The organism is Pseudomonas lactis, assembly GCF_001439845.1.
GTDB lineage: Bacteria > Pseudomonadota > Gammaproteobacteria > Pseudomonadales > Pseudomonadaceae > Aquipseudomonas > Aquipseudomonas lactis.
Genome location: NZ_JYLO01000001.1, coordinates 164,853 through 179,827, shown reverse-complemented (window position 1 = coordinate 179,827; position 14,975 = coordinate 164,853). Strand labels below are relative to the sequence as shown.

At 61.5% G+C, this 14,975-nt stretch carries 13 protein-coding genes; 11 read left to right on the top strand and 2 right to left on the bottom strand.

Annotated features, from left to right (window positions below):
- Positions 1-100: 100 nt before the first annotated feature.
- Positions 101-2,062, bottom strand: coding sequence for a choline transporter BetT (betT, locus tag TX24_RS00700; protein WP_169878728.1), 1,962 nt, complete (start codon positions 2,060-2,062; stop codon positions 101-103).
- Positions 2,063-2,460: 398 nt separating this feature from the next.
- Complete coding sequence (epsC, locus tag TX24_RS00695; protein WP_014716464.1) at positions 2,461-3,387, bottom strand: serine O-acetyltransferase EpsC; 927 nt, start codon at positions 3,385-3,387, stop codon at positions 2,461-2,463.
- Positions 3,388-3,553: 166 nt separating this feature from the next.
- Between epsC and TX24_RS00690 the strand changes: the two genes are divergently transcribed.
- The 11 genes from TX24_RS00690 (at position 3,554) to TX24_RS00640 (ending at position 14,911) form a co-directional block, all read left to right on the top strand.
- Complete coding sequence (locus TX24_RS00690) at positions 3,554-4,549, top strand: D-cysteine desulfhydrase (protein WP_003187648.1); 996 nt, start codon at positions 3,554-3,556, stop codon at positions 4,547-4,549.
- Positions 4,550-4,821: 272 nt separating this feature from the next.
- Entirely contained in the window at positions 4,822-5,616 is a 795-nt protein-coding gene (tcyJ, locus tag TX24_RS00685) for a cystine ABC transporter substrate-binding protein (protein ID WP_014716462.1), read from the top strand.
- Positions 5,616-6,281, top strand: coding sequence for a cystine ABC transporter permease (gene tcyL / locus TX24_RS00680; protein ID WP_003187646.1), 666 nt, complete (start codon positions 5,616-5,618; stop codon positions 6,279-6,281). Before tcyJ ends, tcyL begins: the two co-directional genes overlap by 1 nt.
- A 3-nt stretch (positions 6,282-6,284) precedes the next feature.
- Positions 6,285-7,031: an L-cystine ABC transporter ATP-binding protein TcyN gene (gene tcyN / locus TX24_RS00675; protein ID WP_034135360.1), complete on the top strand. Its 747-nt coding sequence runs from the start codon at positions 6,285-6,287 to the stop codon at positions 7,029-7,031.
- A gap of 371 nt (positions 7,032-7,402) precedes the next feature.
- Complete coding sequence (locus TX24_RS00670; protein ID WP_034135361.1) at positions 7,403-8,194, top strand: hypothetical protein; 792 nt, start codon at positions 7,403-7,405, stop codon at positions 8,192-8,194.
- Positions 8,195-8,377: 183 nt separating this feature from the next.
- Positions 8,378-9,619, top strand: coding sequence for an SfnB family sulfur acquisition oxidoreductase (locus TX24_RS00665; RefSeq protein ID WP_003187640.1), 1,242 nt, complete (start codon positions 8,378-8,380; stop codon positions 9,617-9,619).
- Positions 9,620-9,659: 40 nt separating this feature from the next.
- On the top strand, positions 9,660-10,853 hold the full coding sequence (locus TX24_RS00660) for an SfnB family sulfur acquisition oxidoreductase (protein ID WP_003187639.1): 1,194 nt from the start codon (positions 9,660-9,662) through the stop codon (positions 10,851-10,853).
- The gene (locus TX24_RS00655; protein WP_057709535.1) at positions 10,853-12,211 is read left to right on the top strand and encodes an LLM class flavin-dependent oxidoreductase; all 1,359 of its coding nucleotides are present in this window, start codon (positions 10,853-10,855) and stop codon (positions 12,209-12,211) included. The genes TX24_RS00660 and TX24_RS00655 overlap by 1 nt, the downstream gene beginning before the upstream one ends.
- 138 nt (positions 12,212-12,349) lie before the next feature.
- Positions 12,350-13,165: a MetQ/NlpA family ABC transporter substrate-binding protein gene (locus TX24_RS00650; protein ID WP_057709534.1), complete on the top strand. Its 816-nt coding sequence runs from the start codon at positions 12,350-12,352 to the stop codon at positions 13,163-13,165.
- Complete coding sequence (locus TX24_RS00645; RefSeq protein WP_057709533.1) at positions 13,162-14,277, top strand: methionine ABC transporter ATP-binding protein; 1,116 nt, start codon at positions 13,162-13,164, stop codon at positions 14,275-14,277. The genes TX24_RS00650 and TX24_RS00645 overlap by 4 nt, the downstream gene beginning before the upstream one ends.
- Positions 14,267-14,911 (top strand): methionine ABC transporter permease, encoded by a 645-nt coding sequence (locus tag TX24_RS00640; protein ID WP_003187635.1) that lies wholly within the window; start codon positions 14,267-14,269, stop codon positions 14,909-14,911. The genes TX24_RS00645 and TX24_RS00640 overlap by 11 nt, the downstream gene beginning before the upstream one ends.
- Positions 14,912-14,975 lie beyond the last annotated feature (64 nt).

Below are 14,975 nucleotides of genomic sequence, written 5' to 3'. Positions count from 1 at the left end.
AAGGCCCGGGAATAGGCATATTCCCGGGCCTTTTAAGCAGCTGAATCGCTTAAGTCTGCGTCTTCCTTTTACAGCAAAGACCTACTTGAGAGGAACGCTATCAGCGCACCATGTGCAAGAACTGCAGATGGCGCTCGTACTGGTCGAGGATGTCATTGATGATCTGCTCTTTGGTGTAGCCCACCAGGTCATAGTCCTGGCTGCCCTCACTCAAGTGCACTTCGGCCCGATAGTAGCGGCGGTTGTTGATCTCTTTCTTGCCAATGCCGCCCAAGGCGAACGACGGTGTGAAGTAGCCACGCATCTGCACCTGGTAGATGAACGGGCGTTCTTCGCCATGGCCAATTTCGAGGCTGACGCTGTCGTTGGACGGGTCGGGCTGGGTCACCACCGTAAGGCCCTTCTCGACAAACACTGCGGTCACTTCCTCAATCGCCGGGCGCACCGTGGTGTCGAGGAAACGGTATACCTCATCGCGGGATGGGAAATGCACCGCCTGGCTCAAACGCTGGCGCCAGCCACCTCGGCCTTTGCGCGAAGCGGAGATCGGCGCCAGGGAATGCAACTGCGCAATCTGCTTTTGCGACTCCAGGTAGAACGCCTTGTGCAACCCCCATATCATCAGCAGCAGGATCAGCGAGAACGGCAGCGAGGTCAGTACCACCGCCGACTTGAGCGAGTCGATACTGCCGGCGAACAGCAACGCACTGGTGACCAAGGCGGTCATCGCGCCCCAGAACACACGCAGCCACTTCGGCCCGTCTTCGTCAGCGTTGCCGCCTTTGGACGACAGGGTGGAGAGCACCACAGTGCCGGAGTCAGCCGAGGTCACGAAGAACACAAAGCTGATGAACACCGTGACCGCGATCACGGTCTTGCTCCACGGGTAGGTTTCCAGCAGCAGGTAGAGGCTCATCGATGGGTCATCGATCGCCGACTGGCCCAGTGCTGCCATGCCATGGTTGAGCACCTGATCGATGGCGCTGTTACCGAAGATCGACATCCACGCCAGGGTGAAGCCCAGCGGAATCAGCAGCACGCCAAACACGAATTCGCGGATGGTGCGGCCACGGGAAATGCGCGCGATAAACAGGCCCACGAACGGCGACCATGCGATCCACCAGGCCCAATAGAACACCGTCCAGCCGCCCAGCCAGTCGCTCGGCTCGTTGTAGGCGTACACATCAAAACTCTTGGTGGGCAACGCGCCCAAATAGTCACCGATGTTCTGGATCAAGGTGTTGAGCAGGTGCTGGGTAGGCCCGGCGAACAACACGAACAGCAGCAGCGCACAGGCCAGCAGCATGTTGATGTCGGACATCACCCGCACGCCCTTGTCGACGCCGGCCACGGCCACGATGATCGCCGCGCCCATCATCAACGTAATCAGGCCCACCTGGATCCACTGGGTATGGGCAATGCCAAACAGGTAGTCCAGGCCAGAGTTGAGGTGCAGCACGCCAAAGCCCATGTCGGCACCCAGGCCGAACACCGTGGCAATGATGCCAAAGCCATCCACCGCGTAACCGATAGGGCCATTGATGCGCTTGCCGATCAGCGGGTACAGCGCCGAGCGCAACGCCAGCGGCAGGTTATGCCGGTAAGCGAAATACGCCAGGGCCATGCCGACAAACGCGAACACGCCCCAGCCATGCAGGCCCCAATGCAGGAACAACACCTGCATGGCCTGGCGCGCCGCATCGGCGTTCATTGCTTCGCCCTGGGGCGGCTGCACCAAGTGCGTCAGCGGCTCCGAGACGCAAAAGAAAAACAGCGTGATGCTGATCCCGGCGGCGAACAACATGCCGGCCCAGGACAGGTAACTGAATTCGGGCTCGTCGTGGTCGGCACCGAGTTTTATCTTGCCGTAGCCCGATAGCGCGGTGACCACCACGAAGACCAGATACAGGGTCATCGCCAGCATGTAGTACCAGCCGACCGTGTTGGCCGCCCAGTTTTGCGCCGCCAGCAACCAGGCACCGGCCTGTTGCGGGATAGCGATGACAGTGATGCCAAACAGCAGGATGACGGTCGCGGCAAAGTAGAAAACGGGCGCATTCATGCGCACCATGCCGCTGGAAGGGGTGGACGATGCACTCATGAACGATGCACCTCAAGGTTGCGGGATATGGCTGTAAAAAACGGACTCAGCAAAGGTAAGCCTCCTGTTGTGAGCGGGCAGCGAACCACCGGTTTAACTTGAACGAACGTTCAAGTTAAACATGAATAGGCGGTCTGGGACTAATCTCGGGGCTGAGTGGTAGGTGTTTCCTACACTAGCTCAGGGATTGGTATGACGGATGAAGGAGGCAAATCGTTCAGCGACCCCACGTTGAAATACATTCTAAATGTGGGAGCTGGCTTGCCTGCGATAGCGGTGGGTCAGCCGCCCTTCCTTTGACTGATACACCGCTATCGCAGGCAAGCCAGCTCCCACACTGATGGGTGTCTACTCAGGTATTACTTCTGCGCCCCATCATCATGCTGCAAGTTCGCCTGAGTGATATTCGCCCCGGCCGGCACGCTGCGGGTCAGCCACACATTGCCGCCAATGGTCGAACCCTGGCCAATGGTGATCCGCCCCAGGATCGTCGCCCCGGCGTAGATCACCACATCATCTTCAACAATGGGGTGACGCGGGTGGCCTTTCTGCAATTGCCCATCTTCATCCGCCGGAAAGCGTTTGGCCCCCAGTGTCACGGCCTGGTAGATGCGCACGCGCTCGCCGATGATCGCCGTCTCGCCAATCACCACGCCCGTGCCGTGGTCGATAAAGAAACTCGGGCCGATCTGTGCGCCGGGGTGGATATCAATGCCGGTGGCCGAGTGGGCGATTTCTGCACTGATCCGCGCCAACAGCGGCAGGCCGGCACGGTACAGGTGATGGGCCAGGCGATGGTGGATCACCGCCAGGATGCCCGGGTAGCACAACAGCACCTCATCCACACTGCGTGCGGCCGGGTCGCCGTGGTAGGCGGCCAGTACGTCGGTGTCCAGCAGGCTGCGCAAGGATGGCAAGGCCAGGGCGAAATCCTGGATCAGGCGAATTGCGTGGGCGTTGACTTCGCTGTCGTCCTCACCGCTCTGGCGCGCGGCATAGCGTAACTCCAGGCGCGCCTGGGCGAGCAAGGCGTTGAGCGCGACGTCGAGGGTGTGGCCCACGTAGAAGTCTTCGCTTTCTTCGCGCAGGTCCGCCGGGCCCAGGCGCATCGGAAACAGGGCGCCGCACAAGGCCTCAAGAATCTGTGCCACCGCCTCGCGGGACGGCAACTCGCGGCCACCATGCTCGCCACTCAAGCGCCCATTGCGCGTTCGCCACTGGTCGCGGGCGCCGCGCAGCTGGCTGACGATGGTCTGCAATTGCCAATGACTGGAACGCTCACTCACGGTATTCACTCCTGACGAAATGGCCATCACTTTACGGTATGCACCCAGGCAGCTCTTAAGAACCAATGGTGTGAGCATAAGAACCTTTCGGCATAAGCGATTGACGGTTGCCCGATGAAAAGTGCCTGCCTATAGTCCCCCCATCACTCAGCCACCGTGCGTAACCATGATCAAACAACAGCTCGCCCGTTTTGACCGCCTGGAACTACTGGGCAATGCCACCGCCCTGGAAAAACTCGAGCGGCTGTCGGCCTGGCTGGGCAGGGACATCTACGTCAAACGCGATGACACCACGCCGCTGGCCATGGGCGGCAACAAGCTGCGCAAACTCGAATACCTGGCCGCCGACGCGCTTGCCCAGGGCGCCGACACCTTGGTCACCGCTGGCGCGATCCAGTCCAACCATGTGCGCCAGACCGCCGCGCTCGCCGCCAAGCTCGGCCTGGGCTGTGTTGCCCTGCTGGAAAACCCTACCGGCACCGACGACCCCAACTACCTTGGCAACGGCAATCGCCTGCTGCTGGAGCTGTTCGACGCCAAAGTGGAACTGGTGGAAAACCTCGACAACGTCGACGACCAACTCAACGCCCTCGCCGACCGCCTGCGCAGCAACGGCAAGAAGCCGTACCTGGTGCCTATCGGCGGCTCCAATGCCCTCGGCGCGTTGGGTTACGTGCGCGCCGGGCTGGAGTTGGCCGCGCAGATTGAAGACAGCGGCATCCAATTCGCCGCGGTTGTGCTTGCCTCTGGCAGCGCCGGCACCCACAGCGGCCTGGCCCTGGCCTTGAGCGAAGCATTGCCGCAGTTGCCGGTGATCGGCATCACGGTGTCGCGCACCGAGCAAGCGCAATTACCCAAGGTGCAGGGCCTGGCCGAACGCACCGCCGAGTTGCTCGGTGTGGCTATTCCCGAAGCCTTTAAGGTGACCCTGTGGGACGAGTATTTCGGGCCGCGTTATGGCGAGCCAAACGCTGGCACCCTATCGGCGATCAAACTTTTGGCCAGCCAGGAAGGTCTGTTGCTGGACCCGGTGTATACCGGCAAGGCCATGGCCGGTTTGCTCGACGGCATCGGGCGCCAGCGCTTTGAAGAGGGGCCGATTATTTTCCTGCACACCGGTGGGGCGCCGGCGTTGTTTGCTTATGACTCAGTTTTCAACTGATTAAATACGGTCGATGTGGGAGCTGGCTTGCCTGCGATTGCGGTGGGTCAGCCAGAAACTTGGCACTGACACACTGCAATCGCAGGCAAGCCAGCTCCTACACAAGCCGTACATATTTCCAAAAAGAATATGAAATTCTATTTTTATTATTTTCAAGACTTAAAAACCCGTCTTATCATCGCGCCGAAGGCGAAGACGCGCTTCGCACTTTAGGGCAGGATACGACTACCGCGTCACCTGCTTCGCTCACCATAAAAACACAGGGGCTCTCCATGACTATTTCTGCATTTCGTCGCACGCTGTTGGTTGGCACTTTGGGCCTGGCGCTTGGCGCTGGCTGGCTGGGCCAGGCGGTTGCCGGCGAGCAGTTGAACACTATCAAGAAGGCCGGCGAGATCAAGATCGGCCTGGAAGGCACCTACCCTCCGTTCAGCTTCGTCGATGAAAGCGGCAAGCTCAGCGGTTTTGAAGTGGAACTGTCCGAGGCGCTGGCCAAGGAGCTGGGCGTGAAGGTCAAGCTGCAAGCCACGCCATGGGACGGCATCCTCGCCGCGCTGGAATCCAAGCGCCTGGACGCTGTGGTCAACCAGGTAACCATCTCCGAAGAGCGCAAGAAAAAATACGATTTCTCCAAGCCTTACACCGTGTCCGGCATCCAGGCGCTGGTGCTGAAAAAGAACGTCGACTCGATCAAGAAAGCCGACGACCTGGCCGGCAAGAAAGTCGGTGTGGGCCTGGGCACCAACTACGAACAATGGCTCAAGGACAACCAGCCTAAAGCTATTATCAAGACCTACAACGACGACCCGACCAAGTTCCAAGACCTGCGTATCGGCCGCATCGACGCCATCCTGATCGACCGCCTGGCCGCCCTGGAATACGCCAAGAAAGCCCCCGACACCGCCGCTGCCGGCGACGCCTTCTCCCGTCAGGAATCCGGTATCGCCCTGCGCAAAGGCGAGCCTGAATTGCTCGACGCGGTGAACAAGGCTCTGGACAAACTGCGCGCCGACGGCACCTTGAAGACGCTGTCCGAGAAGTACTTCAACGCTGACGTCACGCAATAATGGAAGCAGGTTTCCAACTCGCGCTGGACTCCGCGCCCTTTCTGCTCAAGGGCGCGTATTACACGGTAATCCTCAGTCTGGGCGGGATGTTTTTCGGCCTGCTGCTGGGCTTCGGCCTGGCCTTGATGCGCCTGTCGCGCTTCAAGCTCTTGAGCTGGACGGCCCGGGTCTACGTGTCGTTCTTTCGCGGCACGCCGTTGCTGGTGCAGCTGTTCCTGATCTACTACGGCTTGCCGCAAGTGGGCATCGAGCTGGACCCGATCCCGGCCGCCATGATCGGCTTTTCGCTGAACATGGCCGCCTATGCCTGTGAAATCCTGCGGGCCGCCATCGCCTCCATCGAGCGTGGCCAGTGGGAAGCCGCTGCCAGTATCGGTATGACCCGAGCGCAAACGTTGCGCCGGGCCATCCTGCCCCAGGCGATGCGCACGGCGTTGCCACCTTTGGGCAACAGCTTTATTTCGCTGGTCAAGGACACGGCGCTGGCCGCCACCATCCAGGTGCCCGAGCTGTTCCGCCAGGCCCAACTGGTGTCGGCACGTACCTTCGAAATCTTCACCATGTATCTGTCCGCGGCCCTGATCTACTGGATCCTGGCGAGCATCCTGGCGCATCTGCAAAATCGTCTGGAAGACCGGGTCAACCGGCATGACCTGGAGTCTTGAAGCATGATCGTGGTTGAAAAACTGACCAAACAATTCAATGGTCAGGTGGTGCTCAACGGCATCGACCTTGAGGTCAAGGAAGGCGAAGTGGTCGCCATCATCGGCCCCAGCGGTTCGGGCAAGACCACCTTCCTGCGCTGCCTGAACTTCCTCGAAGAGCCCACCAGCGGCCGTATCAAGGTGGGTGACATCGAGATCGACAGCAGCAGGCCGCTCAACCAGCAACAGGGCCTGGTGCGGCGTCTGCGTCAGCATGTGGGCTTCGTGTTCCAGAACTTCAACCTGTTCCCCCACCGTACCGCGCTGGAAAACGTCATCGAAGGCCCCATCGTGGTCAAGAAGATGCCACGGGAAGCGGCGGCCGAACTGGGGCGCACGCTGTTGGCCAGGGTCGGCCTGGCGGGCAAGGAAGCGTCTTACCCGAGGCGGCTGTCCGGCGGCCAGCAACAGCGTGTGGCGATTGCCCGCGCATTGGCCATGGAGCCGGAGGTGATCCTGTTCGACGAACCCACCTCGGCCCTCGACCCGGAACTGGTGGGCGAAGTTTTGGCGACCATTCGTAGCCTGGCCGAAGAAAACCGCACCATGGTTATCGTCACTCACGAGATGAGCTTTGCCCGTGATGTGGCCAACCGGGTGATCTTTTTCGACAAGGGCGTGATCGTCGAACAGGGCGATGCCAAGGCTCTATTTGCCAACCCCAAGGAAGAACGCACCAAACAGTTCCTGAGCAAATTCCTCGCCCACTGACGCCTCCCAGTGTAGGAGCGAGCTTGCTCGCGAAGAACGTTAACGATAACGCGGTGAATCAGATTGACCGAGTTGCCTGGGCGTTCTTCGCGAGCAAGCTCGCTCCTACAAGGGGTTGCAGGTTGAGCGCGTAAAAGCCCCCGTCGTAAGCGCCTTAAAATCCCCCGCCCCGTCAGACCCTTCTGAATCTCTCCAAACCCGCCGTTAAGCCCTTTGCCTCCATTGACGCTCCCTGGCCAACCCTCTTATCTAGCGCCTTGAGGATTGGATCCCATCCCGGCTACTGACTGAATCGTGCCTTTCGAACCCCCTTGCGCCTGTGCGTCGAGGCTTCGGAACGATTGCTGCTGGCTGCATCAAGGAGATTACTTATGACACACACTCAAACCCCGGCCACGCTCCGTGCCCCAAGGCTGCCCCAGGCTATTGGAAACGGCATCAGCGCCCTGGCGTCCGCCCATTTGCAGGTCGATATCTCGCCCTATCCGAGCATGGAAGAAGGTGACCTGATTGAACTGTTCTGGAACAACTGCTTTGCTGCCTCGCGTAAGGTGACGGCTTGCAAGATCGGCACCTATACCCACCTGTGCGTACCGCAGAGCTTTGTGCAGGATGGCCCGGCACGCGTCCATTATCAGGTCTTGCAGATCGGCCATGGCCCGATGCGCTCGGCGGTGACCCTGGTGCGGGTCAAGACCAGCTACCCCGGCGGTCAGCCTTCGCCGCGCCTGAACCCGGAGGGCAGCGATGAAAACCAGAACCTGGCGCCCGTGAACCTGCCCGAGACGATCCGCCGCCATGGCGTCAACAGCAGCCAGGTAAGGCGCGGCATTCCGCTGACCATCGAGCCTTACCTGAACATGAGCACGGGCGATGCCATCACCTTGCGCTGGGGCGATGTACGCCTGGACCTGCCCCGCATACAGGCCCAGGGCGTCGGCCTGGCGGTGCAGGTGTGGGTGCCGCCCCACATCATTGTCGAAGCCGGCGACGACTGCCGATTGGAGGTCACCTACTGCATTCTCGACCGCGTGGGTAACAACTCCCGCTGGGCGCCCGCCCGTACGCTGCGCATCGCCGCCTGCACACCTACTCCCTGCCCAGCCTCGCCCGCCCCGGGCTATCAACCGCGTCGCTTCGGCTCACCCTGTGAACCGGGGTGAGCCCTTCTATGCATATTCCTAAAAGTTAGTTTATTTAAATAATTAACACGCTTAGGGTATATGCACCGGACCACCGGACATTCCTGATTTTTCTGTTTATTTCATTGAATGCGAGGTCGGTATGGTCAGAATTACCCCGGTGCACAACGCCAGGGCATTGCGTGCAGCCAAGGAGCGGCGCTGATGTCTAACTTGGCTCTAACATCCCCCCAGAGTGATCTGGACGTAGCCCCCCTGCTGTTGCCCGCCACGGTGCTGCGCAACGACGCCCAGGCGCTGAGCGCCGCCCACGAGCTGGCCCAGGCTGCGCGTGCGCAGGCCGCCCAGCGCGACCAGCAACGCAAACTGCCGTGGGCGCAGCTCGAACAATTCACCCGCAGCGGCTTGGGCAGTATTTCCATTCCCCGTGAATACGGCGGCCCCCAGGTGTCGTTTGTGACCCTGGCCGAAGTCTTCGCGATCATCAGCGCGGCCGACCCGGCACTCGGGCAGATCCCGCAGAACCATTTCGGCATCTTGCACGTATTGCAGGGCACCGCCACCGAGCGTCAGAAAAAGCAGCTGTTCCAGAGCGTGCTCGACGGCTGGCGCATCGGCAACGGCGGACCGGAACGCGGCACCAAAAATACCCTTGAGCTCAAGGCGCGCCTCACGGCCGAAGGCGACGGTTACGTGCTCAGCGGCCAGAAGTTCTACTCCACAGGCGCGCTGTTCGCTCACTGGGTGGCAATCAAGGCCCTGAACGATGACGGCAAGCAGGTCATGGCCTTTGTACGTCGCGGCAGCGAAGGGCTGCGCATCGTTGATGATTGGTCCGGCTTTGGCCAACGCACTACCGCCAGCGGCACCGTCTTGCTTGACCGCGTGGCAGTGGACCCGGAACTGGTCATCGACAACTGGCGCCTGGGCGAAAGCCCGAATATCCAGGGGGCCGTGTCGCAACTGATCCAGGCCGCCATAGACGCCGGCATCGCCCGGGGCGCCCTCGACGATGCCATCGCCTTCGTACGTGAGCGTTCGCGCCCGTGGATCGACGCCAAGGTCGAGCGAGCCAGCGACGACCTGTATGTGATCGCCGATATCGGCAAGCTGAAGATCGAACTGCACGCCGCCGAAGCCCTGCTGCGCAAGGCAGGCCAGGTGCTGGACCAGGTCAGCGCCGCGCCGATCACCGCGCAATCCGCCGCCCACGCCTCGATTGCCGTGGCCGAGGCCAAGGTGCTGACCACCGAAGTGGCGTTACAAGTCACCGAGAAGCTCTTCGAACTGGCCGGCAGCCGCGCCACCCTGGCCGAATTCAACCTTGACCGTCACTGGCGCAACGCCCGGGTGCACACCCTGCACGACCCGGTGCGCTGGAAGTACCACGCCATCGGCGCCTATCGACTCAACGGCACCTTGCCGGCTCGTCATTCCTGGATTTAACCAACCAGAACACTTTTTCCACGAGCTTCTGGAGAAACTCATGACCCTTTCTCACCCCGTCGCGGTCATCACCAGCGACGAACAAGCGCTTATTGTCGCCAGCGACCTTGCTGAAGACTTGCGCCGTGACAGCGCCCAACGCGACCGCGAACGCCGCCTGCCATTGCCCGAACTGGACGTGTTTTCCCGCTCTGGCCTGTGGGGCATCAGCGTGCCCAAGGCCTACGGCGGCGCGGGCGTGTCCAACGTCACCCTGGCCAAGGTCATCGCACTGATCGCCCAGGCCGACGGCTCGTTGGGCCAGATTCCGCAAAACCATTTCTATGCCCTCGAAGTACTGCGCGTGAACGGCAGCTCCGAACAGCAGCAACGCCTGTACGCCGAGGTATTGGCCGGCCAACGCTTTGGCAACGCCTTGGCGGAACTGGGCACCAAGACCGCCCATGACCGCATCACCAGCCTCACCCGCGACGGCGATGGTTTTCGCATCAGCGGGCGCAAGTTCTACGCCACCGGGGCGATCTATGCCCAGCGCATCCCCACCTCGGTGGTGGATGCAAACGGCGTGCAGCAACTGGCCTTCGTGCCGCGTGACAGCGCGGGCCTGACGGTGATCGACGACTGGAGCGGCTTCGGCCAGCGCACCACCGGCAGCGGTTCGGTGGTGTTCGATAACGTGTGGGTCGCAGCGCAAGACGTGGTGCCGTTCCAGAGCGCGTTCGAACGCCCGACCACCGTTGGCCCGCTGGCGCAGATCCTCCACGCTGCCATCGACACCGGCATCGCCCGCGCAGCCTTTGAGGACGCCTTGCATTTTGTGCGCACCAAGACCCGCCCGTGGATCGACGCCGGCAACGACAAAGCCACCGAAGACCCGCTGACACTCAAGAGCTTCGGCCACCTGAGCAGCCGCCTGCACGCCGCCGAAGCCTTGCTGGAGCGCGCAGGTGAATTCCTTGATCGCGCCCAGGCCGACAGCAATACCCAGACCGTCGCCGCAGCCTCCATCGCCGTCGCCGAAGTGCGCGCCTTGAGCACAGAGATTTCCCTGGCAGCCGGCAGCACCTTGTTCGAACTGGCCGGCAGCCAGGCGACCCTGGCCGAGCATGGCCTGGACCGCCACTGGCGCAATGCCCGGGTGCACACCCTGCACGACCCGGTGCGCTGGAAATACCATGCGGTCGGCAACTACTACCTCAACGATGAAAACCCGCCGCTGCGGGGGACCATCTGATGAGCAAAAAAAAGATCCTGCTCAATGCTTTCAACATGAACTGCATCGGGCACATCAATCACGGTTTGTGGGCTCATCCACGAGACAACTCGACCGAGTACAAGACCCTCGAATACTGGACTGAACTGGCGAAGATCCTGGAGCGCGGGTTGTTCGACGGTTTGTTCATCGCTGATATCGTCGGCGTGTATGACGTCTATCAGGACTCCATTGACGTGCCCCTCAAGGAGTCGATCCAGCTACCGGTCAACGACCCGCTGCTGCTGGTGTCGGCCATGGCCGCCGTCACCCAGCACCTTGGCTTCGGCCTTACCGCCAACCTCACCTACGAGCCGCCGTACCTGTTCGCCCGGCGCATGTCGACGCTGGATCATCTGAGCCGCGGCCGGGTGGGTTGGAACATTGTCACCGGCTACCTCGACAGCGCCGCCAAGGCCATGGGCCTCACCGAACAGGTCGAGCATGACCGGCGCTACGACCAGGCCGATGAATACCTGCAGTTGTTGTACAAGCTCTGGGAAGGCAGCTGGGAAGACGACGCGGTGCGCAACGATCGCCAGGCGCGGGTGTATGCGCAACCGGGCAAGGTGCACAAGGTAGAGCACCACGGCGAGTTCTATCAGGTGGAGGGTTACCACCTGTGCGAGCCCTCGCCGCAGCGCACGCCGGTGCTGTTCCAGGCCGGCAGTTCCGAGCGCGGCTTGCTGTTCGCCGGGCGGCATGCCGAGTGCGTGTTTATCAGCGGGCAGAACAAGGCCGCGACCAAGCGCCAGGTGGACAAGGTGCGCGCCAGCGCGGTGGAGGCTGGGCGCAACCCGGATGACATCAAGGTGTTCATGGGCCTCAACGTGATCGTGGGCGCCACCGAAGAGCTGGCGTGGACCAAGCACGCCGAGTACCTGAGCTACGCCAGCGCGGAAGCCGGCGTGGCGCACTTCTCGGCCTCGACCGGGATCGATTTTGCCCAGTACGCGTTGGACGAACCGATTCAGTACGTCAAAAGCAACGCGATCCAGTCGGCCACCCAGAACCTGCAGAACAACGACTGGACCCGGCGCAAATTGCTTGAACAGCACGCCTTGGGCGGGCGCTATATCACCTTGGTGGGCTCGCCTGAACAGGTGGCCGATGAGCTGGAATCCTGGATCAGCGAAACCGGGCTGGATGGTTTCAACCTGACGCGCATTGTGACGCCGGAGAGCTATGTGGATTTCATTGAGCTGGTGATACCGGAGTTACAACGACGGGGCTCGTACAAGACCGAATATGCGCCGGGAACGCTGCGGGAAAAAGTCTTCCACGACACGGCCCGCTTACCCAAGCAACACACCGGCTCTACCTACCGCCACGTTGTTTGATCGTTCCCACGCTCCGCGTGGGAATGCCTCCTGGACGCTCTGCGTTCGCTTTTGGGACGCGGAGCGTCCCTGGCTGCATTACCACGCGGAGCGTGGGAACGATCTCGCTATCTAAGACCTTATGACTGGAAAACCACTATGAAAAAGACATTCTTAAACCACCCAGTCAAAGTACTGGCCCTGGCCTTCGGCTTATTCAGCTCGGCGGTATTCGCCGCCGACGCCCCGCTGAAAATCGGCACCACCGCCGCCTTCGCCATTCCGCTGGAAGCCGCCGTAGAAGAAGCCGGCAAGCAGGGCCTGAAGGTCGAACTGGTGGAGTTCACCGACTGGATCGCGCCCAACGTCAGCCTCGCCGCCGGCGATATTGACGTGAACTACTTTCAGCACATCCCCTTCCTGGAAAACGCCAAGGCCGCCGCCGGGTTTGACCTGGTGCCGTACGCGCCAGGGATCATCAACAACGTCGGGCTGTACTCGAAAAAGTACAAGAGCTTCAACGAGCTGCCCGCAGGCGCCAGCGTGGCGATTGCCAACGACCCGATCAACAGCGGTCGCGGCCTGCAACTGCTGGCCAAGGCCGGGCTGATCACCCTCAAGCCGGGTGTGGGCTACAAGGCCACCGAGGAAGACATCGTCGCCAACCCGAAAAACATCAAGATCCTGCAAGTGGAAGCCGTGCAACTGGTGCGCGCCTATGACGACGCCGATCTGGTGCAGGGCTACCCGGCGTATATCCGCCTGTCCAAGACCTTCGATGCCGAGTCGGCGCTGTTGTTCGACGGCCTCGACCACCCGGAATACGTGATTCAGTTCGTCATCCAGCCCAAAAGCAAAACCGACCCACGGGTGATCAAGTTCGTCGATATCTACCAGCACTCGCCTGTAGTGCGCGCTGCCCTGGACAAGTCCCTGGGCAAGCTCTACCAGGTCGGCTGGGAAGCTAAACCATGAGTGCCGCCAACGCCCGCTTGCGTGACCTGGAGCACGCGCCCAGCCACGCCGAACAGACTGAACTGCACCCGGACTTGAACCGCGCCCATGTGCGCTTCATCAATCTGGGCAAGACCTATGACGGCACGGTGCATGCGCTGCAAGGCATTGACCTGGCGATCCAGCGTGGCGAAGTGTTCGGCATCATCGGCCGCAGCGGCGCCGGCAAGTCGTCGCTGATCCGCACCATCAACCGTCTGGAACAACCCAGCAGCGGGCGGGTGCTGATCGACCAGGTGGACATCGGCAGCTTCGATGAAGACCACCTGGTGGCGCTAAGGCGGCGCATCGGCATGATCTTCCAGCACTTCAATCTGATGTCGGCCAAGACCGTGTGGCAGAACGTCGAGTTGCCGCTCAAGGTCGCTGGCGTGCCCCAGGCACAACGCTCGCGAAAGGTGCATCAACTGCTGGAACTGGTAGGCCTGCAAGACAAACACAAAGCGTACCCGGCGCAGCTGTCCGGCGGGCAAAAGCAGCGCGTCGGCATCGCCCGCGCGCTGGTGCACGACCCCGAGATTCTGCTGTGCGACGAAGCCACCTCGGCCCTCGACCCGGAAACCACCCAGTCGATCCTCGGCCTGCTGCGCGAGATCAACCAACGCCTGGGCCTGACCATCGTGCTGATCACCCATGAGATGGCGGTGATCCGCGACATCTGCGACCGCGTGGTGGTGCTCGAACACGGGCGTATCGTCGAGCAAGGCCCGGTATGGCAGGTGTTTGGCGATCCGCAACATGAGGTCAGCAAGACCCTGCTCGCACCGCTGCAACACGGCTTGCCGCCAGAGTTGCAAAGCCGCCTGCAACCCACGCCAGCCTCGGCCGACGCCGCACTGGTGCTGCGCCTGCAGTTCACCGGCAGCGACACCCTGGAGCCAGACCTCGCGGCGCTGTTCAGTGCCCTCGGCGGCCGCGTGCGTTTACTGCATGGGGGCGTGGAACGCATCCAGGGGCATGCCTTGGGGCAACTGCTGCTGGCAGTGAATGCATCGCCGCACAACGGCGAAGAACTGCGCAAACGCGCGGCGAACTGGGCACAACAGGTGGAGGTGCTGGGCTATGTGGTTTGATCGTTTAGTGCAGGGCGCCATCGACACCTTGTTGATGGTGGGGGTGTCGTCGCTGATCGCGCTGCTGGTGGGCATCCCGCTGGCAGTGTTCCTAGTCACCAGTGACAAGGGCGGCATCTACCAGGCACCGGCCCTTAACCGCGTGCTGGGAGCGTTCGTGAATCTGTTCCGCTCCATACCGTTCCTGATCCTGATGGTGGCGCTCATCCCGTTCACGCGCCTGATCGTCGGCACCACCTATGGCGTCTGGGCGGCAGTGGTACCGCTGACCATCGCCGCCACACCGTTCTTTGCGCGCATCGCCGAAGTGAGCCTGCGCGAGGTCGACCATGGCCTGATCGAAGCCGCTCAGGCCATGGGTTGCCGCCGCTGGCACATCATCTGGCATGTGCTGTTGCCAGAGGCGCTGCCCGGCATCGTCGGCGGCTTCACCATCACCCTGGTGACCATGATCAACTCATCGGCCATGGCCGGGGCGATCGGTGCCGGTGGCCTGGGCGATATTGCCTACCGCTACGGCTACCAGCGCTTCGATACGCAGATCATGCTCACGGTGATTGTGCTGCTGGTGGTGCTGGTGGCGGTGATCCAACTAAGCGGGGACCGCTTGGCGCGGGTGTTGAACAAGCGCTGAGTACGCGTTCATACCTGTCAACTATGACAGTTGTTGATCATGTTCTTTGTATATCTAATCAGAC

What these genes read in the sequence shown, in the direction of transcription:
- betT (WP_169878728.1), bottom strand. Translation starts at nt 2,062, where the DNA reads ATGAATGCGCCCGTTTTCTACTTTGCCGCGACCGTCATCCTGCTGTTT.
- TX24_RS00690 (WP_003187648.1), top strand. Translation starts at nt 3,554, where the DNA reads ATGATCAAACAACAGCTCGCCCGTTTTGACCGCCTGGAACTACTGGGC.
- tcyJ (WP_014716462.1), top strand. Translation starts at nt 4,822, where the DNA reads ATGACTATTTCTGCATTTCGTCGCACGCTGTTGGTTGGCACTTTGGGC.
- tcyL (WP_003187646.1), top strand. Translation starts at nt 5,616, where the DNA reads ATGGAAGCAGGTTTCCAACTCGCGCTGGACTCCGCGCCCTTTCTGCTC.
- tcyN (WP_034135360.1), top strand. Translation starts at nt 6,285, where the DNA reads ATGATCGTGGTTGAAAAACTGACCAAACAATTCAATGGTCAGGTGGTG.
- TX24_RS00670 (WP_034135361.1), top strand. Translation starts at nt 7,403, where the DNA reads ATGACACACACTCAAACCCCGGCCACGCTCCGTGCCCCAAGGCTGCCC.
- TX24_RS00665 (WP_003187640.1), top strand. Translation starts at nt 8,378, where the DNA reads ATGTCTAACTTGGCTCTAACATCCCCCCAGAGTGATCTGGACGTAGCC.
- TX24_RS00660 (WP_003187639.1), top strand. Translation starts at nt 9,660, where the DNA reads ATGACCCTTTCTCACCCCGTCGCGGTCATCACCAGCGACGAACAAGCG.
- TX24_RS00655 (WP_057709535.1), top strand. Translation starts at nt 10,853, where the DNA reads ATGAGCAAAAAAAAGATCCTGCTCAATGCTTTCAACATGAACTGCATC.
- TX24_RS00650 (WP_057709534.1), top strand. Translation starts at nt 12,350, where the DNA reads ATGAAAAAGACATTCTTAAACCACCCAGTCAAAGTACTGGCCCTGGCC.
- TX24_RS00645 (WP_057709533.1), top strand. Translation starts at nt 13,162, where the DNA reads ATGAGTGCCGCCAACGCCCGCTTGCGTGACCTGGAGCACGCGCCCAGC.
- TX24_RS00640 (WP_003187635.1), top strand. Translation starts at nt 14,267, where the DNA reads ATGTGGTTTGATCGTTTAGTGCAGGGCGCCATCGACACCTTGTTGATG.